Raw genomic sequence first — 21,782 nt, 5'->3', positions numbered from 1 at the left:
CGAAAGAGAGTCACCGTGTCACTCTGCGTAGCGAACCGATGCACTTCAGGCACGTATAGTTACCTGCGTCACAGCAGTAACAGGGAACGGTTCAGGGCACCACGTGAGTCTCATACGTAGGGCCGCAGTTGGGCGCTGGAGCTGGTTGCTGCCCGACGCGCAGGAGAAGTGAGGAGAAGCCATGCGACCGTTCGCGCTGATTCATGCCCGACCGGCCACACCCGAAACATTTGTAGCGCCGTACACCTACGATTCCGCCCTGCAGCTGAACGTGCTCCCCGACGGCCGCCCCGTCATCACCGACCGCGCGCTGCTGCTCGCCACGGCCGCCACCGTCTCCACCGCCGGCTCCAAGACGCACTTCGACGACTGAGCACCCCGAACCCGATGACCGTCCTGATCCTCACCTCTCCCGAGGACGTGACAGCCGACCTGGTGGTGGCCGCGCTGCACGACCGCGGGACGCCGGTGGTCCGCCTGGACCCTGCGGACCTGCCCGGCGAGGTGTCCATGTCGGCCGAGTACGTACGCGGTGACGTACGCGGGTACCTCTCGGTCCAGGAGCGCATGGTGAGCATGGACAGCGTGCGCTCCCTGTGGATACGAAGACCCGGCACACCCGGCGCGGGCGCGGTGGAGCAGTCCGAGTGGCTGACCGCCGAGGCCGGCGCGGCACTGTACGGGGCGCTGCGCTGCGTCCGGGCCCGGTGGATGAACCACCCGGCCGCCGCGACGCAGGCCCGCTACAAGCCGTGGCAGTTGTTCACCGCGCACCACTCGGGGTTCGCGGTCCCCGCCACGCTCATCACCACCTTCCCGCAGGCGGCACGGGAGTTCGCCGAGCAGCACCCGCAGCTGGTCGTCAAGTCGGTCTCCGGCACGCACCCGGGCGATCCGCCGATGGCGCTGCCGACCACGCTGGTCGCCCCGGACGCCGACTTCTCCGCGGTCGCGGCCGGGCCGACGCTGCTGCAGCAGTACATACCCAAGGCCGCCGACATCCGCCTGACCTGTGTCGGGACGGAGTTGTTCGCGGCCCGCAAGAAGTCCGGTCCCGACCAGGTGGACGGCCGTTTCGGCAGCCCCGCGGACGTGGACTGGGAACCCGTGCAGCCGCCGGTGCGCATCGCGCGCTCGGTGCGGGAGTACATGACCGCGGCCGGACTCGCCTACGGCGCCTTCGACTTCGCCGAGGACACCGACGGGACCTGGTGGTTCCTGGAGTGCAACCAGGGCGGTCAGTTCGGCTTCGTCGAGCTGGCGACGGGGCAGCCCATCACCGCGGCCATCGCCGGCTGGCTGACCGGCTGATCACCCGGCCGACAGATCACCTGGCCGGCTCACCTGCCGACGGCTGACCACACGTCAGGACTCGCGCACGCCCCACGGGGCGCCGTAGGAGGTCAGCAGGTCGAGGAACGGCCGCGGGGCGAAGGCCTCGGGGCCGAGGACACCGATGCCCGCCCAGGTGCCCGCGGCCATCAACTCCAGCGCCACCACGGGGTTGACGGCCGTCTGCCAGACGACGGCCTGCGAGCCGTACTCGCGCATCGACCACTGGTTGTCGACGACGTGGTACAGGTACACCTCGCGCGCCCGGCCGTCCTTCGTCCCCTTCACCCACGTGCCGGCGCAGGTCTTGCCGTGCATGCGCTCGCCCAGCGTCGCCGGGTCGGGCAGGCAGGCGGCCACCACGTCCCGCGGGCTGACCAGGACGGATCCCCCGCCGCTCGGCACCTGGACGGGCTCGGTGCGGTCCAGGCCGAGCTGGTGGAGGGTCCTGAGCGTGCCGATGAACTCCTCCCCCAGGCCGTACTTGAAGGTGACGCGCCCCGCGTCGACCCAGCGCGGCATCAGCAGCACCTCCTCGTGCTCGACGTTCACGCAACCGACGGGGCCGATGCCCTCGGGGAAGTCGAAGACCTCCGGCTCGCTGAAGGGCGGGGTCGTGAACCAGCCGCGTCCGGCCTCGTACACCACCGGCGGGTTCAGGCACTCCTCGATCGTGGTCCAGATGCTGAACGACGGTGCGAAGTCGTGGCCCTCGACGGTCAGGTTCGCCCCGTCGCGCACCCCGATCTCCTCGATCGCGTCGAACAGTTCGTCGGCGGCGTAGCGGGCGAAGACGTCCGAGAGGCCCGGCTCCACGCCCATGCCGACCAGGGCCAGCCGGCCGGCCCGCTCCCATTCGGCGGCCCGCTCGAACTGGGCGTCGCCGAGCTTGACCCCGCACTCCTCGTAGGGGCGCTCCGGATGCGGGCGGGAGAGCGACATGGCCATGTCCAGGTAGTCGGCGCCGGCGGCGAGGGCCGCGCCGAACAGGGGCATCACGAAGCGCGGGTCGGTGGCGTTGAGCAGGACGTCGCAGCGCTCCTGGGCGAGCAGCGCGCCGACCGCCGCCTGGTCGGAGGCGTCGACGCGGGCGGCGGAGAACCGGCCGCCGCCGTCCGCGGACGCCACGGACGCCACGGCCGCCTCGGCGCGGACGAGGTCCCGGTCGGCGACGACCATGGCCTCGAAGAACGGGCGACGGGCGGCGATCCGGGCGATGGCGGTACCCACCCCGCCGGCTCCCACGAGCAGTACACGCATGGCTGACAACTCTCCGTTCCGAGGCGGAGGCGCCTCTGCCCAGGGATGAAACGCCGCCCGTCACCGTATGGTCAATGGTGTTGGCATAAGGACGCACGCCGGGAAGGGAGGGCCTCGTGCCCAAGAAGGTCGTCGAGGAGGCGGCACGCCGGCGCCGCCGCCCCACCAGGAACGGGGCGGTGCTCTCGCACCGGCTGATCGTCGACACCGCGCTGCGCATGCTGCACGAGCACGGCCCCGCCGGGCTCACCGTGCGGCGGCTGGGCACCGCGCTCGGCGCCGACCCGAGCACGCTCTACCGGTACTTCCGCGGCATGGACGACCTCACCCTGGCCATCGCGGACGACCTCATGGGCCGGGCGATGGAGGGCTGGCGGCCCACCGGCGGCTGGCGCACCGACCTGCGCGACCTGGGGATGCGCATCCACACCGCGTACCTCGCCCACCCCCAGGCGGCGGTGCTCACCGCCAGCCGGGTCTCCGGCCGGGCCCACGAGACGGCGGCCGACGAGGCGGTCCTCGGCGTCCTGCGCACCGCCGGGTTCCCCGACCCCGCCGCGGTGGCGATCTACCAGGCCCACATCGACCAGGCCCTGGCCTTCGCGGCGCTGGACGCGGCGACCCTGGCCCTCCCCGAGGCCGCCCGGGCCGCCGACCGGGACGTGTGGCGGGAGACGTACGCGCACCTCCCGGCACGGACCCACCCGCACATCGCGGCCACCGCGGACCTGCTGGTCGCCCGGATGAACCGCAGCGCCTACCCCACCGCCCTCGACATGCTGCTCGACAGCGCCGCCGCCCGGCTGGCGGCGTCGCGCCGGGGCTGAGGGCTCGCCCGACCCTCCCGCCGCCCCCGCATACTGGAAGGCCGGACCCGCCCCTGACCTGCGCGGGTCCCGGAACGACAGAGCGAGTGGGGTTGGTGGAACGTGCGGATGCCGGTCGTCGAGGACGAGGAGACACGCACGGACGCGACGACCGGGCGAGCGCCGCGGCGGACGTCCGGACCGGGCGCCCGTGGGGAGTGCGACGCATGACACGCATCCGCACCGAGCAGCGTCGCGCGACCAGGCCCCGGCGGCGCCTGACGGCGTCGCGCCTCACCGTCCTCGCGGTCCTGGCCGTCTGCGCCGTGGGACTGTGCGCCATGCTGGCCGGGCGGGACGCCGGCGGGCGGACGGCCCCCGCGGCCGCCCAGCACGGACCGGCCGCCTCCGCCGTGCCGTACACGGCATCCACGCCGACGACCGCCACGGCACCGACCGCGACCCCGACGCACAGGCCGGCCCGGGTGCCGGAACACGGCGACGGCCGGTTCACCGAGGCCCCCGGCACCTCGCGGACCATCGGGCACGGCCCCCTGCTGCGGTACGGCGTGGAGGTCGAGGACGGCACCGGGTTCACCGCCGCCTCGGTGGCCGCCGAGGTGGACCGCATACTCGCCGACAAACGCGGCTGGACGAGGGCCGGCGCCGCCTTCCGGCGCGTCGACGCGCCGCCGTACGACTTCCTCGTGCGCCTGGCCACCCCGGACACCACGGACGACTTGTGCGCGAAGTACGGCCTGGACACCGGCGGCGAGGTGAACTGCAGCGGCGGCAAGGACGTCGTCGTCAACCTCAAGCGCTGGGTGCTGCTCAGCCCCTACTACAAGGGCCGCCCGGCCGAGTACCGCGCCCTGATCATCAACCACGAGGTGGGCCACCGCCTCGGCCGCGGTCACCGCGGCTGCCCCGGCCCCGGGCGCCCCGCACCGGCGATGATGCAGCAGATCAAGGGCCTCCACGGCTGCACGCCCAACGCCTGGCCCTTCGACCGCCACGGCCGCGCCGTCACCGGCCCCGCCGTCCCGTGACCGGAACGGCGGGCGTGCGCCCGGCGCGGCGCTCAGCCTAACCAGCCGCCCCGGCGCGTACCGCGCCACCGGGCCTCCCCCTCGGCCGTGAGCCGGAAGCCGGCGTCTCGGCCAAGGTCGGCATACGAAGCAACGGGGACGATATATCGAATTTGCGGGCACAGGGTACGACGTTGGCGGCTCCTACAACCAGGGACCCGATATTTGCGGGAACCGCGATGCAAACCAAGAACTCTCAAGGAAACCAGGTCGGCGCGGTAGAGTACGGTCTCGGGTTGAGGCTCGGGGACGCCTGTACACAGGCTTCAACCGAACCCGGAGCGATTGGTTCCAAGACGATGTCGGCGGGCGCACGGGGTGGTTTCCGTGTGCCCGCCGTGGATGATTGAGGTCTCAGATGGGCATCTTCTTGTCGGCCGGCACAGCGGGAGATGATGGCGATATCTGGGTTCTGTATATCGGTGCGTCACTCATAATTCTGGTGGGGCTGTTTTTCGCAATGAACGCGGCAGGTATTGCATATCGCTTCTTTGGTTTTGTGGTGAAGTACATGCAGCCTGGTCGCGCCACCCCAGGAACCTTGAGACTTGTCGGCGCTGGATGGGTCGTGGTGGGCACTCTGATGCTGATGCCGGAGATTGTCCAAGCGTTCCGGTAACCGCTGGAGAAGCTTGAGGGAACATCATCAGCCCACTGGGCAAGTTCGACACCGGTGGATGTCTCAAAACCCTTACAGTCGGCGGCGGAGGCATCGCGGCAGGGGTGCGACACACACTTGGTCACCTTTGGCTGGGGTTCAATATTCTGACCGGTCCTGATGGATCAAGATTGGGCTGCGCATGTTCTCCCTCTCTGTCTCGCACCTGACTGCTGACCGCCGGGGAAATCCGTGGATCGCGCTGCTGCTCAGTTTTCCGCTGGTATCCGTTGGCGCGTTCGTGGCAGGTAATGTGCTAGGACTTCCGGCCCGCTTGTTCGAAGCTTTCTCTGGACGGTCGGCGGACGACAATGAATCCGTCTCTAGATCCTTTTCGTTTCAGAGGATGGGTGGAGCTTTCATGGCGTGCGGTGGAATTGTGGGAGTGATCGTTTCAATCGTGCGATTGCTCTAGGGTGGGACACTCCGGCAGGTAAGTGAGAGTCGCCCGTTTCCGATCCACCGTTCCGGCGGCATCGGGGTGGCGGGATAGCTAATGGAACACGTCGTCCGCCCGAACGCACCATCAGGCGGGACGACTGCGTTCGTCATCGATTGCTGAAACGTCGCAAGCTATCCGCAAATATTTGGCGGGTGACCTGCCCGCGGCCTGTGGTTCAGATGGCTAATGCCGATCGACCTCATCCCCTTCATTGCGGGAATTCTGTTCGGCATATTGTGGCTAATTCCCGTAGGTGCTGTAGCGATGGGTGATGGCTGGGGGCGGAAAAATCGGCGCCGGAAGAACAAGGCTCGCAGATTTAGCCAGGAGCGGTACAACAGACGGCGGGTGGTTGGGGTGGTTGGGGATTGAGCGCCCCCCAAGTACTCCTCCAGCAGCCGACCGCTGTCGCTGAAGCTGTGGGTGGTGTCAGTAAGGGACAAAGCCTCGCCCCAGCGGCCGAACCCACCGTCGGCGACTTCGAGATAGATCCGCTTGAGGAGTGGCGGCATCGGATGCCCCACTGCGGTCTCAAGCTCGGCCACGGCCTCGGGCGGCCCGGGTGTCGGCAGCTCGCCAGCCGCATCCTGCTCTCGGATCCTGTGGATGATCTCGTCGTCGGTCAAGCCGGCATTCGTAGCAGCTGCCACCGACATCAACCACACCGCCCCCGGGACAACGAGGGCCTCGGTCAGGTACGCGGAGACCCGGGCGCGGGCTCCGCCCAGCGACCCGCGCTGGGGAGTCCGGCGAGTGACCAGCTCGCAGCCAGCCTCTCGTTCCGCACCATCAGGACCGAATTCATGGCGCGCCGTGTCCGACCGCCGCTGGTGGGCTGCGGCAGGGCTTGACGGCCCGGCGAGCCGGTGACCGTTCGTCACGTCACAGGCTCGCCGGCCGGGTCAGGGGTTGTAGTAGCCGGTCACGTAGGTGCGGTCGAAGCGACCGGCCTCCAGGTCCGCGCGCTGGATAGACCACTGCATTTTCGTGCCTTCCCGGTCTGCGACATCCGCGTCCCAGTGAACCAGCGCAACCCAGTCCTCGGGGTCGCCCGACACCGGCTCACCGCCGCCCCACCGCCCTTGCTCGGCCTGCTGCACAGCGCAGCTCACGATCTCCTCCAGCGGGTCCGGGTACGCCGCGTAGCCGCCGAGCTGCAGATGCCGGTTCCTGCCCGCGACGTCCCTCCAGACAGCCTGGAGCCCGTCCTGGTGCGGGAAACCGTCAGGTGATTGGTCAGGCAGGTCCGGTTCGGCCGTGACTCTCAACTCGCCCTGCGGGAAGTTGTCGAAGTTCTCCCGGAACTCGCCGACGTAGTTGACCCCGTGGGCCGTCCAGGTATATCTGTCGCGCTCTGTCACCGGGGTGCCGGCCGGGACATAGACGGCATGGCCGCGGTTGTCGCCGTCCCATAGCTCCCAGATCTCGGCGAAGAGCAGCAGGCGTCCGTCCGGCGGCAGAGGAAGGTCCGTCGAGCCCTTCGGCAACGCTGCGAAGTCGATGTACCCGACGTACGGGTGCCTGGGGTCCGGGACGTCGGCGGGCAGCAGCAGTGGCCCGCCGAACCTCCCCGCGACCGGCCCCTCTCCGTCCAACCTGAGGATCGCGCAAGGCCGGGCGTGGCCGATCCACCGGTCCACCTCCTCCGCCGGTATCGGGTCCACGCTGTGGAACACACTGCCCACCTCAACGGCCCTTGTACGAAAGGGAATCAACGCTTTACGAAGCTCATCTGTCACACCGGCAAAGGTAGTCGCCGCCAACGACAACTTGCCCGGGCTGCCCGAGGCAACTCATAGCGGTGGCATCCTTGATCATCGTGAGTTGTCGGGGCCGGTGACGGCGCGGCCGTGGCGGTCACACGATCTACAGCTGGAGTATTAAGGGATGCCGGGTCCGGGCGTGTGTTGAACGGTTTCGAGCGCCTTGCTCGGGGTGAGCTCGAAAATCCCTAGGGGGCGGTTGGGTCAGCCGAATGACAGCGCCCCGCGGCGCCGTGGGTCCGCACTCACGTCCTGCAGCACCGTCACCCCCGCCCGTCCGGACCGCCCGGCGACGCGCTTCGGGGGGGCTCGTCCCGAGGCCCCCTGGCGCACGGCGCGCCGCGCCGCTTTGCTGGGGGGCGGACCGCTCTGCCCGTGCCCCGCCGTCGAGCCCGAGGACAGGACGACATGACCGCGGAGACCACCGCACAGCCCGAGGACGCCGCAGGCGTCCGGCCCGTCCCCGGCCCGCGCGGGCTGCCGCTGCTCGGCAGCCTGCCGGCCTTCGCCCGCGACCCGCTCGCCTTCTTCGTCAGGCTGCGCGGCCACGGCGACCTGGTGCGCTGGCGGCTCGGCCCGCAGCGCGCGCTGTTCCTCTCCCGGCCCGAGCACATCGGCGAGTTGCTCACCGGCGTCGAGACCGTCTTCCGCCATCCCGAACTCGGCTGGGCCTTCAAGCTGGTGCTCGGGGACGGCGTCGTCACCAGCGAGGGTCCCGCGTGGCGCCGCAAGCGGGCGCTGGTGCAGCCCGCCGTGCGCCCTCGGCAGGTGCGTTCGTACGCGGGCACGATGGCCGAGTGCGCGGCGGCCACCGGCGAGCGGTGGCAGGCCGGCCGGCGCCTGGACGTGCGACGGGAGATGCTGGCGCTCACCCAGCGGATCGCGGTGCGCACCCTGTTCGGCGCCGACACCGAGGGGCGGGAGGACGTGATCGGCCGGGCGATGGACGTCGCCCAGCGCGCCATCGGCGACGAGTTCCGGGGCATCACCCTGTTCCTGCCGCCGTGGGTCCCGACGCCGGGCCGTCGGCGGCTCAAGGCCGCGGTGAAGGTGATCGACGCGGAGGTGGCCCGGGTCACCGGGGCCCGGCGGCGCGGCGGCGAGGAGCGCGACGACCTGCTGAGCCGGCTGCTGGCGGCCGTCGACGAGGAGGGCCGTCCGCTCACCGACCGGGAGGTCCGCGACGAGGCGGTCACGCTCTACATCGGCGGCCACGAGACCACGGGCACCACCCTCACCTGGGCCTGGTACCTGCTCGCGCGGAACCCCGCCGCGCGCGAGCGGCTCACCGACGAGCTCGCCCGGGTGCTGGGCGACCGCGACCCGGGGTTCGACGACCTCAAGGAACTGAGCTGGACGGAGCAGGTCGTCAAGGAGACCCTGCGGCTCTACCCTCCCGTGTGGCTGATGACCGGGATCGCCACGGCGGACTCCGTGCTCGACGGACGGCCGGTTCCCGAGGGCACCGTGCTGTGGTCCAGCCAGTGGAGCGCGCACCGCGACGCGCGCTGGTTCCCCGCGCCCGGGGAGTTCCGGCCCGAACGGTGGGAGGGGGAGGAGGCGGCCGCGCTGCCGGACCACGCCTGGTTCCCCTTCGGCGGCGGCGCGCGGGCCTGCCTGGGCGCCCGCTTCGCAATGGTGGAGGCGGTGCTGGTGCTGGCAACGCTCGCCCGGCGCTTCCACGTGGACGTCGACCCCGGCGAGATCCCGCCGCGCCCGGGACTTACCCTGCAGCCGGGCCGGGAGGTGACCGCGACGCTGCGTGCCGTGTGAGCCGACGGCCCCGCCCGTCCGGGTAGGGTCGGGATGATGGCACCGGAACCGGAAGGGCTGTTCCCGCTCGACGACGTCCTGCCCACGCGGCACACGGCGCAGGCCCCCACGTCCTTCCGCGACTCCCCCGCCGCGGCGCGCCTGCTGGACGTCCGCACCGTGTACGCCGAGCCGGAGGCGGCCGCCTCGCCGCGGGGGCGGGAGATCCTGGCCCGCTTCCCGGACGCCGAGGTGGTCGAGGTGCCGTCGCACTGGCGGATCCCGGGCCTGCACGGCAACGAGGGCAACGCCGCGCGCTGGGTGCGGATCAAGGCGGGGACGCTCGTCCTCGGGGTGAAGAAGACCCTGGCCGTGCGCCCCAACGGCCGCTCCGCCGACTGGATCGCGCCCGGCGCCTCCAACGGCTGCGCCATGGCCTGCGCCTACTGCTACGTCCCGCGTCGCAAGGGCTACGCCAACCCGGTCACCACCTTCACCAACGTCGACCGGATCATCGCCCGCGTCGCACGGCACGTCGCGGAGCAGGGCCGCAAGCCCGCTCCCAACCAGTGCGACCCGCGCGCGTGGGTGTACGACGTCGGCGAGAACGGCGACTGCTCGGTGGACGCCCTGATCGGCGACAACACCGCCGACCTCGTGGCGGCCTTCCGGCACTGGCCCACGGCGAAGGCGTCCTTCGCGACCAAGTTCGTCAACCCCGACCTGCTGCTGCTCGACCCGCGCGGACGCACCAGGATCCGCTTCTCCCTGATGCCGCCCGAGGACTCCCGGCTGCTGGACGTCCGGACCAGCCCGGTGGCCGAACGGATCGCCGCCGCGGGCGACTTCCTCGAGGCCGGGTACGAGGTGCACTTCAACCTGTCGCCGGTCGTCGTGCGGCCCGGCTGCCAGGACGCGTGGGCGGAGCTGTTCCGGCGGCTGGACGACGTCCTTCCGGCGGCGGTGAAGGCCCAGGCGGCGGCCGAGGTGATCATGCTCACCCACAACGCCGGGCTGCACGAGGTGAACCTGGGCTGGCACCCCCGGGCCGAGGAGGTGCTGTGGCGCCCGGAATTGCAGGAGCCCAAGCGGTCGCAGAACGGGGACCTCAACGTGCGCTACCGCGCCGCGGAGAAGGCGGCGTCCGTGCGCCGGCTGCTGGACCTCGCCGCGGAGCACGCGCCGTGGCTCCGCATCCGCTACGCCTTCTGAGGCCGGCCCCGGGCTCCCCTTCTCACGTGCCTTGCGCGCGTTCCCCCCGGGAGTTCCCGTTCGCGGCGTGATGCAGGCCACGTACGAAACCGTTTCGTTTCGACGAGCCGGAGCTTAGCCTCTGAGGAGTACGAAACGGTTTCGTTCAGGACGGAGAGGGTTCATGACCGCACCGGTCGCCGCCCGCCGCGGCAGCCGCCTCACCCCGGAGCGCGAGGCCGCGGTCTACGCGAGCACCCTCGACCTGCTCCGCGAGGTCGGCTACGAGGCCCTGACCATGGACGCCCTCGCCACCCGCGGCCACTGCAGCAAGGCCACCCTGTACCGGCAGTGGGGCGGCAAGGCACAGCTGGTCGCCATGGCCCTGCACCACGAGCAGCCGGCCGGCGCCGGTGACGTCGACACCGGGAGCCTCAGCGGCGACCTCCGTGCCCTGCTGACCCTCGTGGACGACCGGCGGATGGAGCGCCAGTGCGCGCTCATGCGCGGCCTGACCATGGCCCTGCAGGGCAACCCCGACCTGATGCGGGCCCTGCGCGAGGTCATGGTCCAGCCGGAGCGCTCGGGCCTGGACGCCCTGCTGCGACGTGCCGTCGACCGCGGGGAGATCAGCGCGGACAACCCGGCGCTCCCCCACCTCCTGCAGATGCTGCTGGGCGCCTTCGTCACCCGGCAGGTGCTCGAGGGCGAGCCGCCCACGCAGGCCTACCTGCTGGCCTTCCTCGACGCGGTCGTGCTGCCCGCGCTCGGCGTCCGCCCCGCACCCGCCGACGGACCTCCCGCCCCCGCGTCCGCCCCCGCCGCCGCACCCGCTCCCTGACGGCGCCCCTCCACCTCCGCCCCCGAACCCGACAGGGAGTACGCCCCCGTGGCCACGTTCCTCTACCGGACCGGCCGGTTCGCCTTCCGGCGACGGCACTTCGTCGTCCTGATCTGGGTGGCGCTGCTCGCCCTCGCCGGCGTCGGCGCCGCCAACGCGCCCGCCGCGGGCAGCTCCTCCTTCTCCGTGCCCGGCACCGAGTCCCAGAAGGCCTTCGACCTCCTCGACGAGCGCTTCCCCGGCACCGGCTCCGACGGTGCGACCGCCCGCGTGGTCCTCAAGGCCCCCGCGGGCGGGAAGATGACGGAACGCGCCACCAAGAAGACCGTCCGGAAGGTCGTCGACGAGCTGCGGCGCGGCTCCGAGGTCGCCTCCGTCGACGACCCGTACACCGCGAAGGCCGTGAGCGAGGACCGGACCGTCGCCTACGTCCGCGTGGCGTACGAGGTCCCCGGCATGGAGCTGCGGGACTCCTCCCGCGAGGCGCTGGAGACCGCCGCGGAGCACGCCCGTGACACCGGGCTGACCGTGGAGATCGGCGGCGACGCACTGCAGACGGCCCCCGAGACCGGGGCGACCGAGGTGATCGGCATCGCCGTCGCGGCGGTCGTCCTGGTGATCACCTTCGGTTCCCTGGTCTCCGCCGGCCTGCCCCTGGTCACGGCACTGATCGGCGTCGGGATCGGCGTCAGCTCCATCACCGCGCTGGCGAGCGCCCTCGACCTGGGCTCCACCACCTCGATCCTGGCCATGATGATCGGCCTGGCCGTGGGCATCGACTACGCCCTGTTCATCGTGTCCCGCTTCCGCGCCGAACTCGCCGAGGGGCGCCGGGGCGAGGAGGCGGCCGGGCGCGCCGTCGGCACCGCCGGCTCCGCCGTGGTCTTCGCCGGACTGACCGTCGTGATCGCGCTGGTGGGCCTGTCGGTCGTCGACATCCCGATGCTGACGAAGATGGGCGTCGCCGCCGCCGGAACCGTCGTCATCGCCGTCCTCATCGCCCTCACCCTGGTGCCCGCGCTCATCGGCTTCGCCGGCCGGCGGATCCGCCCGGCCGACGCCGGCGGGCTGTTCCGCCGCCGCGGCAGGAACGCCCACCATGCCCACCGCAGGCCCCCGGCCGAGCGGCCCAACATGGGCACCCGCTGGGCCCGTTTCGTCATCCGGCGTCCCGTCGCCGTGCTGCTGGTCTGCGTCGCGGCGCTCGGCGCGGCGGCCGTACCCGCCGCGTCGATCGAGCTCGGCCTCGGCGACGACGGCTCCCAGCCCGCCTCGACGACCCAGCGCCGGGCGTACGACCTGCTGTCCGAGGGCTTCGGCCCCGGCTTCAACGGGCCGCTCGTCGTGGTCGCCGACGTCAGGGGCGCGGACGACCCCCGGGGCGCCGTCCGCGAGACGACCACGGAAATCAAGGGCCTGGACGACGTGGCGGCCGTGACCCCGGCGAGGTTCAACAAGGCCGGGGACACCGCGACCATCACCGTGGTGCCCGCGTCCAAGCCGAGCAGCACCGAGACCGAGGACCTGGTCGCGGCGATCCGCGGCACGGGCGACCGGATCACCGACCGCACCGGTGCCAAGGTCTCCGTCACCGGCACCACGGCGATGAACATCGACACCTCGCAGAAGCTCACCGACGCGCTGCTGCCCTACCTGGCGCTCGTCGTCGGCCTCGCCTTCGTGCTGCTGATCGTCGTGTTCCGTTCGGTGCTCGTCCCGCTGAAGGCCGCCCTGGGCTTCCTGCTCTCGGTGACGGCGGCCCTCGGCGCGGTCGTCGCGGTGTTCCAGTGGGGGTGGCTGGCCTCCCTGCTGGGTGTGGAGCAGACCGGGCCGATCATGTCGATGATGCCGATCTTCCTGGTGGGCGTGGTCTTCGGCCTCGCCATGGACTACGAGGTCTTCCTGGTCACCCGCATCCGTGAGGCGCACGTCCACGGCGAGCGGCCCGGGCAGGCGATCGTCACCGGCTTCCGGCACGGTGCCCGGGTGGTCACCGCGGCCGCGGTCATCATGATCGCCGTCTTCGCCGGGTTCATCGGCTCCGGCGAGGCGATGATCAAGTCGATCGGCTTCGGTCTGGCCATCGCCGTCTTCTTCGACGCCTTCATCGTGCGCATGGCCGTCGTCCCCGCGGTGCTGGCGCTGCTGGGCCGGCGGGCCTGGTGGCTGCCGTCCTGGCTGGACCGGATCCTGCCGGACGTCGACGTCGAGGGCGAGGGGCTGCGCCCCGCGGGCGCGGCGGACGGGGCGGAGCCGTCCGGTCCGGCGGTGGAGCCGGAGCCGGCCCGCGCCTGACCCCGCGTACGTCCCACGCCTCCCCGGCCCACGCCGCCCCCCTGCGGCGTGGGCCGGGGGCTGGGTAGCGTGGGGCGCGGGGCCGTACGACCGACGTACGGGCAGTGAAGGGACGGCGCGCAGGTGCAGCAGGAATCGGCGGACTTCCCCGCACTCGCCGCGCCCGCGGCGGCGGACCTGACCGCGCTCGACGAGCGGCTGACCAGCTGCCGCGCCTGCCCGCGGCTGGTCGCCTGGCGCGAGGAGACCGCCCGGGTACGGCGCCGCGCCTACGCCGGGTGGGAGTACTGGGCCCGTCCCGTGCCGGGCTTCGGCCCGCCGGACGCCTCACTGGCCCTGGTCGGCCTGGCCCCCGCGGCGCACGGCGGCAACCGCACCGGCCGGATGTTCACCGGCGACCGCTCGGGCGACGTGCTCTTCGAGGCGCTGCACGCCGTGGGCCTGGCCTCCCAGCCCACCTCCGTCGAACGAGGCGACGGCCTGGAGCTGTACGGGGTACGGGTGACCTCGCCCGTCCACTGCGCGCCGCCCGCCAACAAGCCCACCACCCAGGAACGGCTGACCTGCCGCCCGTGGCTCGTACGCGAACTGGAGCTGCTGCGGCCCACGCTGCGCGCGGTCGTCGTGCTCGGCGCGTTCGGCTGGCAGGCGCTGCTGCCCGTGCTCGGCGGCGCCGGATACGGGCTGCCGCGCCCGCTGCCCCGGTTCGGGCACGGCGTGCACGTGGAACTGGCGGGCCCGGAAGGGGAGCCGCCGCTGCACCTGTACGGCTGCTACCACGTCAGCCAGCAGAACACCTTCACCGGGCGGCTCACCCCCGCCATGCTGCGCGAGGTCCTGGCGGCGGCCGGCGAGCAGGCCGGGCTGCCCGTGACGCGCCGGGACGGCTGAGACCGGCCGGGAGCGACGTGACCCGGCGGGTCCCGCTCAGCCCGCCGCGCGCACGATCGCGCCGGCGACCACCGGCAGCGAGTCCGGGTGGTCGGTGAGGAACAGGTTGGGCTCGATCAGCTCCAGCTCCATCACGCGCGGGGTGCCGTCCTCGGCATCGACCAGGTCCACCCGGGCGTAGAGCAGCTCCGGCCGTCCCGGCACGGCGGCCAGCGCCCGCTCCGCGGCGGCCAGTTCGGCCTCCGTCGGGCTCCAGGGGCGCACCCCGGGGTGGGCGACCTTGCGCTGGTCGTAGCGCGTGTCCGGGGACAGCACGGCGTTCTTGGCGATGGCGTGCAGGAAGCGGCCGCCGAGGAAGACCAGGGCCCGCTCGCCGGTGGTGTCGATCCGCGGCATGTAGGGCTGGACCATCGCGGTGATGCCCTCGTCGTGCATCCGCGCCACGTGCGCCCGCGCCTCCTCGTGCTGCTCCGGACGGTAGCGCGCGGCGTAGCGGGCCCCCGCGCCCGCGGCGGGCTTGACCACGAACTCGTGGCCGGCCGGCAACCCGTCGGTGCCGCCGCCCGGTGGCAGGTAGCTGGTGGCGACCGCGGGCACGCCGAGGGAGGCCAGCTCGCCCAGGTAGCGCTTGTCGGAGTTCCAGCGCACGACCTCGGGCGGGTTGAGCAGGGTGGTGGCGGCACCGCAGCGGTCGGCCCAGGCCAGGAACTCCGCGGTGCGCCAGGTGTAGTCCCAGGTCGACCGTATGAGCGCCAGGTCGAACCCGGCCCAGTCGACGTCCGGGTCGTCCCAGTTCACGACCGCCGCCCCGGCGTCCGCGGCGGCGACGGCGTCCCGCAGCAGGGACAGGTCGCGGTCGACGGTGCCCTCCGGAAGGTGCGCGGTCGTCACCAGGGCGATCCTCGGCTGCGGCACGGTGGCTCCTCGGGGTCGGGCGGGGATCTTGCCGTCCCGCAGGCTACCCGGGCGGAATCGCCGGTGGTCACCGGGCCCGCGGGCACGCCCCGGCAGCCGTGCACAATGGCGGCATGCCCAAGTCCCGCCCCGGCCGCCGCTCCGCCCCGCGCCCCCACTCCCGTCCCGTGCCGCACTCCCCCGGCACACCCTGCCCCTGCGGGCTGCCCGCCGCGTACGGGGACTGCTGCGGCCGCTACCACTCCGGCCACGCCGCCGCCCCCACCGCCGAGGCCCTGATGCGCTCCCGCTACAGCGCCTTCGCGGTGCACGACGCGGCGTACGTGCTGCGCACCTGGCATCCGGAGACCCGGCCCGCGGAGCTGGACCTCGACCACCACCTGCGCTGGGAACGGCTGGAGGTCCTCGCGACGACGGACGGCAGCGCCTTCCACAGCGAGGGCACCGTCGCCTTCCGCGCGCGCTACAGCCTGCGCGGCAAGCACGACGTGATGGAGGAACGGAGCCGCTTCGTCCGCCACGACGGCGCCTGGGTCTACGTGGCGCCCCTGCCCTGAGCGCCACCGCACGACGGTGCGGCCGAGCCGTCGGTGGGGCTCGCGTTCGGATCGCCGCGGCCGGCGTACGCCACGAGCCCGACGGGCACGTGGTACGCGCTGGACGCCGTCTGTCTGCTGCAGAGCAGTTCGGCCGTCGCCGCAGTACCCCGGCGGCGGCACGATGGCGTCCGGCCCACCGCCCTCGCCATGCCCGCGGTCCGGCACAGCGGCGAACACCCGTCGGCACCCGGGCGATCCGGTCGCACCTTCGCGGCCCTGGAGCCACGACCAGGCCACGCAATCGCACCGGGCGACACCACCGCCGACGCACCGGGCGCGCGGTCCCGCCCGGACGACGCCGCCATCGGCCGCACGCAGCCCCCGATGCCTCACCGGCGGCACGGTGGCGTCCGGCCCACCGCACTCGCCGTGCCCCCCGCAACAACGAACACCCGTCGGCACCCGGGCGATTCGGCCGCACCTTCCGGCCCTGGCGCCACGGCCGGCGCACCGGACACGGCAAGGTCACTGCTGCGGAAAGCCCCCGCCGGGGAGGCCGCCGGGGCGGACCAGGCCCGTCTCGTAGGCCAGGACGACCGCTTGGGCCCGGTCGCGCAGCGCCAGCTTGGCGAAGATACGGGCGACGTGCGACTTCACCGTCGCCTCGCTCAGCGTCAGTTCCGCGGCCAGTTCGAGGTTGGACAGACCCCGGCCCAGCAGCGTCAGGACCTCCCGCTCACGGGGAGTCAGGGCGGCGAGGCCGGCGTGGGCCGCAGGCCCGTCCGGAGCCGCCGCCCCGGAGGCGAAGCGTTCCACCAGTCTGCGGGTGATCGACGGTGCCAGCAGGGCGTCCCCGGTGTCGACGAGCCGTACGGCCGCCGCCAGGTGCTCGGGCGTGACGTCCTTGAGCAGGAAACCGCTCGCCCCCGCCGACAGCGCCGTGTAGACGTAACGGTCCAGGTCGAAGGTGGTCAGCATGAGCACCCGGCACTCCGGGGCCTGCTCCAGGATGCGGCGGGTGGCCTCCAGGCCGTCCATGACGGGCATGCGGATGTCCATCAGCACGACGTCGGGCCGCAACCGGCGTGCCTCGGCGACCGCCTCCGCGCCGTCCGCCGCTTCGCCGACCACCGTGATGCCGCGCGCGGTGAGGATGAGCCGGAAGCCGGTCCTGATGAGGGTCTGGTCGTCGGCGATGAGCACACGGGGAGCCGGTCCCCCCTGCCCCTCCGCTGCCGCCGTCACGGCCGGTCCAGCGGGATGCGCGCCCTGACGCGGTAGCCGCCGCCGAGGCGGCGCCGGGCGTCCAGGTCTCCCCCGTACACCGCGACCCGTTCGCGCAGGCCCAGCAGTCCGCGCCCGGTGCCCTCCCTGCGGCGCCGCACGGCCCCCGACCCGGCCCCCGTCCCGGCCGCGGCACCGCCCCCGTCGAGCACGCTGGGGCCGGTGTTGAGCACCTCGACGCGCAACGCGCGCTCCGCGTACCGCACCGTCACCTCCGCCTTTCCGCCGTCGCCGTGCCGGAGCGCGTTGGTCAGCGCCTCCTGGACGATGCGGTACGCCGTCACGTCGATGCCCTGCGGCAGCGGGCGCGGTTCGCCGGAGACGCGCACCTCGACGGGCAGGCCGGCGAAGGAGATCCGGTCGACGAGCGCGCCCAGCCGGTCGAGGCCGGGCTGCGGGGCCAGCGCCTCGGCCGCGCCGTCACCGGGCCCGTCCGGACCGCCTTCCCCGCCGGCGTCGTCCACGCCGTCCGGGGACGGCGCCAGCAGCCCGAGCATGTGCCGCAGGTCGGTCATGGCGCCGCGGCCCGCGTCCTCGACCGACCGGAGCGCGGCCGCGGCCTCCTCCGGCATCGTTCCCAGCACCTCACGGGCGGCGCCTGCCTGGACCACCATCAGGCTCACGTTGTGACTGACGATGTCGTGCAACTCCCGGGCTATGCGCTCCCGTTCCGCGGCCACCGCGGTGCGCGCGGCGCTCTCCCGCTCCCGCTCCAGCAGCCAGCCACGCTCCCCCACCGCCGACCGCCAGCGGCGCCGCGTACGCGCGAGGGCCACCGCCAGGCACACGGCGACCGCGCACACCACCCCCAGCGCCACGACCAGCACGTCCGTCCCCCCATCCGCCACCGGTTCACCTTCCCAGACGGCCGGCGCGGGCACATCAGCCCCTGGATGCAGGGCTCCTGCATCCCCAGGATGAGATCCCCGGCGCTTTGCCATCCGGGGAGTGATGCCCGGAACCGCGCCGCACGCCTAGCGTCCTGTGCATGGTCACTGAGGACAGCAGCGGGAAGACCGTCGTACGACTCGACGGCGTACGCAAGGAATACGGCGGGACGACGGCCCTGAACGGCGTCTCGCTGGAGATCCGCGCCGGCGAGGCGGTCGCGGTGATGGGCCCCTCCGGGTGCGGCAAGTCCACCCTGCTCAACATGATCGCCGGCCTCGACCGTCCCACGGCCGGGACGGTCCTGGTGCACGGCGAGGACCTGGGACGGATGAACGAGAAGGGCCTCGCCCTGTACCGGCGTCGCCGCATCGGCATGGTCTTCCAGTTCTTCAACCTCGTCGACGACCTGTCCGCGCTGGACAACGTCGCGCTCGCCGCCCAGCTGACCGGCACCCCCGCCCGGCCGGCCCGGCGCCGCGCCATGGAGCTGTTCGAGGAGCTCGGCATCGCGGACCGCGCCAACGCCCATCCGGCCGTGCTGAGCGGCGGCGAACGGCAACGTGTCGCCGTGGCACGCGCGTTGATGAACCGGCCCGCGCTGCTGCTCGCCGACGAACCGACCGGCGCCCTGGACAGCCGGGCCGGCGAGCAGGTGATGGATCTGCTCCTCGACCTCAACCAGATCGGCCAGACCCTCGTCATGGTGACGCACGACGAACACCTGGCGCGCCGCTGCGCCGGGCGCGTGGTCACCCTCGCCGACGGCCGGGTGACCGGGCAGCACACCCTGGAGCCCTCGGCATGAGGGCGGTGTGGCGGGCCGCGCGGGCGGCCGTGCGCCGGCGCAGGCTCCAGACCCTGGTCATCGCGCTGGTCACGCTGACCTCGACCGGGGCGATCGTCGTCGCGCTCGGGCTGGTCGACGCGGCCTCCGCGCCCTTCGACAGGGCCTTCGGCGCGCAGCGCGGCCCCCATGTCGTCGCCGCGTTCGACCGGTCCGTGGCCTCGGACGCCCGGCTGGCCGACGCCGCGCAGGCGCCCGGCGTCGAGTCGGCCGCGGGACCGTTCCCACGGGCCACGGTCGACCTGCCGCGGGACGACGCGGCGTTCGGGGTCTTCGGCGAGGTCACGGTCGTCGGACGGGCGGACCCGGGCGGGGCGGTGGACCGGCTCGACGTCTGGGCGGGCCGCTGGGCGACCGGGCCCGGCGAGGTGGTCCTCAACCGGCAGTCGGACTGGACGTCCGACGACCTGGGCCGGCGCATCCGGATCCCCTCCGGCCCCACGCTCACCATCGTGGGCTTCGCCTTCGACCTGAGCCGCACCGCGGACGCCTGGGTGGCGCCCTCCCAGATCGGCGCGCTGCGTCCCACCACCACGCAGGTGCTGTTCCGCTTCTCCGACGCGTCGTCCGACACCCGACTTCGCGAGCGGATGGGGACGGTGACCGCGGGGCTCCCGCAGGGCGCGCTCGTCGGTTCCGAGTCGTACCTCACGCTCAAGCACCGCATCGGCGGGGCCGCGCGGGCGTACGCGCCCTATCTGATGGCCTTCGGCATCCTCGGCATCGTGGTGTCGGTGCTGATCGTCGCGAACGTCGTCAGCGGTGCCGTGATCTCCGGCTTCCGGCACATCGGCATCCTCAAGGCCCTGGGGTTCACCCCGGGACAAGTGCTCACCGTGTACCTGGTGATGGTGACCGCGCCGGCGGTCGCGGGCTGCGCCGTCGGCGTCGTCGCGGGGAACCTGCTGGCGGCGCCGTTCCTCCGGTTCACGTTCACCGGGCCCGACGCGGGCGTGTTCCACGACAGCGTCGGCATCGCGCCGTGGGTGAACGTGCTCGCCCTGCTCGGCATGCCGGCCGTCTGCGTGCTCGCCGCGCTCGCCCCCTCGTTGCGGGCCCGTGGACTCTCCGCGGCGCGGGCGATCAGCGCGGGCACCGCCCCGCGGACGGGGCGCGCCCTGGGCGTGCAGCGGCGCCTGGCCGGCAGCGGCCTGCCACGCTCGGTGAGCCTCGGCGTGGGCCTGCCGTTCGCCCGGCCCGGCCGCAGCGCCCTCACGGTGGCCGCGGTCGTCCTGGGCGTCACCACGGTGACGTTCGCGACCGGCCTGGCGACGACGATGACCCGGTTCGGCGACGCGGGACGGGACGCGTACCAGGTCACCGTGTACGCGAGCGCCGTGCGGCACGGCGAGGTCGTCGGGCCGGAACACTCCGACCCCCGACTCCACTCCCTGCTCGGCTCGTTGCCCGGCGCCGCCGGGATCACGGCGCGGGGGGACGTGGAGGTGACGGTCGCCGGGTCCACCCGGAAGGCGATGCTCGAGGGGCGCCGCGGTGACGGGCCCGAGCTGGACAGCGTGCTCACCGAGGGCCGCTGGACGCGGCGGGCCGGCGAGGTCGTCGCGGGGACGGCCTGGCTCCGGCAGTCGGGCCTGCGCGTCGGCGACGCGGTGGGGCTGCGGAAGGGCGACCGGAGCGAGGAGGTGACCGTCGTCGGCGCGTTCATGGAGAGCAACGGCGAACTGCTCGTCTCCGACTGGCCGACGTTCACGGCGCTCGCCCCCGAGGAGAAGCCCCTCGCCTACCACGTCAGGCTCCGTGACGGCACCGACCCCGCCGCGTACGCCCGCGCGGCCGCGGCCGCCGACCCGGGCGTCAGCCCGGCGGTCACGGGCCCGAACACGATCACGCAGACCGTCGTCGGCTCGGCCTCGGTGCTCACCGCGATGCTGGCCGTCGTCGCGGCCCTCGGCGTCTTCAACACGGTCGTCCTCAACACCCGTGACCGGCGCCGCGACCTGGGCATGCTCAAGTCCATCGGCATGACCCCGCGCCAGGTCACGGTGATGATGACGACCTCGATGGCGGCCCTGGGCACCCTCGGGTCGGCGCTCGGTGTCCCCCTCGGCATCTGGGGCTACCGGCAGGTCGTCCCCCGCATGGCCGACGCCGTCGACCTCACCCTCCCCCCGTACATGACGGACGTCTGGCACCCCACGGCCCTGACCGCCCTCGCCCTCACCGGCGTCGCCATCGCGGTCCTCGGCGCGTACCTCCCCGCCCGGCGCGCGGCCCGCCTGACGATCGCCCAGGTGCTCCACAACGAGTGACGACGCGGGCCGCAGCACCCCGTGAGCCCCTGCCCGTCCGGCGGCAGGGGCTCACGGGGTGGGGCCTGGACCATGGTCTGGAGGTGGTCCGTGGGTGAGTAGTCGATCTTCCAGTCGGCGTAGACCGCGGAGAATCCGTCCGCCACGCACCGCAGGCCCAGGGTGACCCAGCGGACCGACAGGTCGCCGCCGAGTGTGAACGCGACCGCCGCCTCGAACTCCTCACCGCCGCAGGGACAGCCGGCCGCACCGGGTTCGTCGTCCTCCCAGGACTCCTCGTCCAGTACTCCTCGCTGTCCGCGATGAACGCACGACTGCCGCAGCCGGTGCATTCCCGCTCCGCCGAGGAGTCGTTGACCAGCACGGAGAACACCCGGCCGCCGCAATCCCCGCACACCGAAGCGGTGATCCTCACCGGGCGGCCGTCGACCTCATCACGGAGAACCGCCGCGAGTTCCGCGGGAACACCCTCACCGACCTGATCATCAGCATGCACCCTCAGATCGTTCCAGACGCGATACGGCACCGCCCGACCGCGGGGCATCAGCCGGTTACGCACCAGGCAAGCCGGGTCCCTTCCGCCAGGAGGGCCCACACGGGCACCTCGCCCGGCGCAGAGCCCTGCGTCGGCCGGCGGCGCGAGCAGGGCACGGTCGACCTCCGCGGAGCCGTCGCCCACACAGTCACGAGGCCGGGTCGATCCGTTGGCGGGAAGGACCG

The 21,782-nt window shown here is 72.8% G+C and carries 19 protein-coding genes; 13 read left to right on the top strand and 6 right to left on the bottom strand.

The window, feature by feature from the left end:
- Positions 1-181 precede the first annotated feature (181 nt).
- A complete protein-coding gene (tgmA, locus tag ACFZAU_RS01120) occupies positions 182-373 on the top strand; it encodes a putative ATP-grasp-modified RiPP (protein WP_018562451.1) in 192 nt (63 codons plus the stop codon).
- A gap of 14 nt (positions 374-387) precedes the next feature.
- On the top strand, positions 388-1,311 hold the full coding sequence (gene tgmB / locus ACFZAU_RS01115; protein ID WP_500550495.1) for an ATP-grasp ribosomal peptide maturase: 924 nt from the start codon (positions 388-390) through the stop codon (positions 1,309-1,311).
- A gap of 54 nt (positions 1,312-1,365) precedes the next feature.
- On the opposite strand, the gene ACFZAU_RS01110 is transcribed toward tgmB, so the two are convergent.
- A complete protein-coding gene (locus ACFZAU_RS01110) occupies positions 1,366-2,592 on the bottom strand; it encodes a saccharopine dehydrogenase family protein (RefSeq protein ID WP_500550494.1) in 1,227 nt (408 codons plus the stop codon).
- Positions 2,593-2,708: 116 nt separating this feature from the next.
- Between ACFZAU_RS01110 and ACFZAU_RS01105 the strand changes: the two genes are divergently transcribed.
- The 3 genes from ACFZAU_RS01105 to ACFZAU_RS01095 all read left to right on the top strand — a co-directional run bounded on the left by ACFZAU_RS01105 (position 2,709) and on the right by ACFZAU_RS01095 (position 5,105).
- The gene (locus ACFZAU_RS01105) at positions 2,709-3,419 is read left to right on the top strand and encodes a TetR/AcrR family transcriptional regulator (RefSeq protein WP_500550493.1); all 711 of its coding nucleotides are present in this window, start codon (positions 2,709-2,711) and stop codon (positions 3,417-3,419) included.
- Positions 3,420-3,625: 206 nt separating this feature from the next.
- Positions 3,626-4,447, top strand: coding sequence for a DUF3152 domain-containing protein (locus ACFZAU_RS01100; RefSeq protein WP_500550492.1), 822 nt, complete (start codon positions 3,626-3,628; stop codon positions 4,445-4,447).
- Between the two features lie 397 nt (positions 4,448-4,844).
- Complete coding sequence (locus ACFZAU_RS01095; RefSeq protein ID WP_500550491.1) at positions 4,845-5,105, top strand: hypothetical protein; 261 nt, start codon at positions 4,845-4,847, stop codon at positions 5,103-5,105.
- A gap of 612 nt (positions 5,106-5,717) precedes the next feature.
- Here the strand turns inward: ACFZAU_RS01095 and ACFZAU_RS01090 are convergent.
- Entirely contained in the window at positions 5,718-6,212 is a 495-nt protein-coding gene (locus ACFZAU_RS01090; RefSeq protein WP_500550490.1) for a hypothetical protein, read from the bottom strand.
- Between the two features lie 276 nt (positions 6,213-6,488).
- The gene (locus ACFZAU_RS01085) at positions 6,489-7,325 is read right to left on the bottom strand and encodes a DUF1963 domain-containing protein (protein ID WP_500550489.1); all 837 of its coding nucleotides are present in this window, start codon (positions 7,323-7,325) and stop codon (positions 6,489-6,491) included.
- 432 nt (positions 7,326-7,757) lie between these two features.
- On the opposite strand from ACFZAU_RS01085, the gene ACFZAU_RS01080 reads away from it, so the two are divergent.
- From ACFZAU_RS01080 to ACFZAU_RS01060, 5 genes are all read left to right on the top strand, one after another.
- Positions 7,758-9,122 carry a cytochrome P450 gene (locus tag ACFZAU_RS01080; protein ID WP_500550488.1) on the top strand — a complete coding sequence of 455 codons (1,365 nt, stop codon included), beginning with the start codon at positions 7,758-7,760 and terminating at the stop codon, positions 9,120-9,122.
- Positions 9,123-9,158: 36 nt separating this feature from the next.
- A complete protein-coding gene (locus ACFZAU_RS01075) occupies positions 9,159-10,313 on the top strand; it encodes a spore photoproduct lyase family protein (RefSeq protein WP_500550487.1) in 1,155 nt (384 codons plus the stop codon).
- A gap of 163 nt (positions 10,314-10,476) precedes the next feature.
- Complete coding sequence (locus tag ACFZAU_RS01070) at positions 10,477-11,133, top strand: TetR/AcrR family transcriptional regulator (RefSeq protein WP_500550486.1); 657 nt, start codon at positions 10,477-10,479, stop codon at positions 11,131-11,133.
- A 48-nt stretch (positions 11,134-11,181) separates the two neighbouring features.
- Positions 11,182-13,428, top strand: coding sequence for an MMPL family transporter (locus ACFZAU_RS01065; RefSeq protein ID WP_500550485.1), 2,247 nt, complete (start codon positions 11,182-11,184; stop codon positions 13,426-13,428).
- A 123-nt stretch (positions 13,429-13,551) separates the two neighbouring features.
- On the top strand, positions 13,552-14,319 hold the full coding sequence (locus ACFZAU_RS01060; RefSeq protein WP_500550484.1) for a uracil-DNA glycosylase: 768 nt from the start codon (positions 13,552-13,554) through the stop codon (positions 14,317-14,319).
- A gap of 36 nt (positions 14,320-14,355) precedes the next feature.
- Here ACFZAU_RS01060 and ACFZAU_RS01055 read toward each other — a convergent pair whose 3' ends face one another.
- A complete protein-coding gene (locus ACFZAU_RS01055) occupies positions 14,356-15,234 on the bottom strand; it encodes a DcsG N-terminal domain-containing protein (RefSeq protein WP_500550483.1) in 879 nt (292 codons plus the stop codon).
- Between the two features lie 113 nt (positions 15,235-15,347).
- Here ACFZAU_RS01055 and ACFZAU_RS01050 point away from each other — a divergent pair, with 113 nt between their 5' ends.
- Positions 15,348-15,791, top strand: coding sequence for a YchJ family protein (locus ACFZAU_RS01050; RefSeq protein WP_500550482.1), 444 nt, complete (start codon positions 15,348-15,350; stop codon positions 15,789-15,791).
- 507 nt (positions 15,792-16,298) lie between these two features.
- On the opposite strand, the gene ACFZAU_RS01045 is transcribed toward ACFZAU_RS01050, so the two are convergent.
- Together ACFZAU_RS01045 and ACFZAU_RS01040 are read right to left on the bottom strand one after the other, a co-directional pair.
- A complete protein-coding gene (locus ACFZAU_RS01045; RefSeq protein ID WP_500550481.1) occupies positions 16,299-17,018 on the bottom strand; it encodes a response regulator in 720 nt (239 codons plus the stop codon).
- Positions 17,015-17,905, bottom strand: coding sequence for a sensor histidine kinase (locus ACFZAU_RS01040; RefSeq protein WP_500550480.1), 891 nt, complete (start codon positions 17,903-17,905; stop codon positions 17,015-17,017). The genes ACFZAU_RS01045 and ACFZAU_RS01040 overlap by 4 nt, the downstream gene beginning before the upstream one ends.
- Before the next feature lie 140 nt (positions 17,906-18,045).
- Here ACFZAU_RS01040 and ACFZAU_RS01035 point away from each other — a divergent pair, with 140 nt between their 5' ends.
- On the top strand, positions 18,046-18,753 hold the full coding sequence (locus ACFZAU_RS01035; RefSeq protein WP_499603009.1) for an ABC transporter ATP-binding protein: 708 nt from the start codon (positions 18,046-18,048) through the stop codon (positions 18,751-18,753).
- Positions 18,750-21,062, top strand: coding sequence for an ABC transporter permease (locus tag ACFZAU_RS01030; RefSeq protein ID WP_500550479.1), 2,313 nt, complete (start codon positions 18,750-18,752; stop codon positions 21,060-21,062). Before ACFZAU_RS01035 ends, ACFZAU_RS01030 begins: the two co-directional genes overlap by 4 nt.
- Positions 21,063-21,782 lie beyond the last annotated feature (720 nt).

This window comes from Streptomyces sp. NPDC008238 (genome assembly GCF_042956445.1).
Taxonomy (GTDB): Bacteria; Actinomycetota; Actinomycetes; order Streptomycetales; family Streptomycetaceae; genus Actinacidiphila.
The sequence above is the reverse complement of the archived record's forward strand: the minus strand, read 5'-3'. Positions and strand labels throughout refer to the sequence as shown.

Bases quoted from the DNA above. Each gene is read 5' to 3' on its own strand.
- tgmA (WP_018562451.1), top strand. From the start codon at position 182: ATGCGACCGTTCGCGCTGATTCATGCCCGACCGGCCACACCCGAAACA.
- tgmB (WP_500550495.1), top strand. From the start codon at position 388: ATGACCGTCCTGATCCTCACCTCTCCCGAGGACGTGACAGCCGACCTG.
- ACFZAU_RS01110 (WP_500550494.1), bottom strand. From the start codon at position 2,592: ATGCGTGTACTGCTCGTGGGAGCCGGCGGGGTGGGTACCGCCATCGCC.
- ACFZAU_RS01100 (WP_500550492.1), top strand. From the start codon at position 3,626: ATGACACGCATCCGCACCGAGCAGCGTCGCGCGACCAGGCCCCGGCGG.
- ACFZAU_RS01095 (WP_500550491.1), top strand. From the start codon at position 4,845: ATGGGCATCTTCTTGTCGGCCGGCACAGCGGGAGATGATGGCGATATC.
- ACFZAU_RS01080 (WP_500550488.1), top strand. From the start codon at position 7,758: ATGACCGCGGAGACCACCGCACAGCCCGAGGACGCCGCAGGCGTCCGG.
- ACFZAU_RS01075 (WP_500550487.1), top strand. From the start codon at position 9,159: ATGGCACCGGAACCGGAAGGGCTGTTCCCGCTCGACGACGTCCTGCCC.
- ACFZAU_RS01070 (WP_500550486.1), top strand. From the start codon at position 10,477: ATGACCGCACCGGTCGCCGCCCGCCGCGGCAGCCGCCTCACCCCGGAG.
- ACFZAU_RS01050 (WP_500550482.1), top strand. From the start codon at position 15,348: ATGCCCAAGTCCCGCCCCGGCCGCCGCTCCGCCCCGCGCCCCCACTCC.
- ACFZAU_RS01035 (WP_499603009.1), top strand. From the start codon at position 18,046: ATGGTCACTGAGGACAGCAGCGGGAAGACCGTCGTACGACTCGACGGC.
- ACFZAU_RS01030 (WP_500550479.1), top strand. From the start codon at position 18,750: ATGAGGGCGGTGTGGCGGGCCGCGCGGGCGGCCGTGCGCCGGCGCAGG.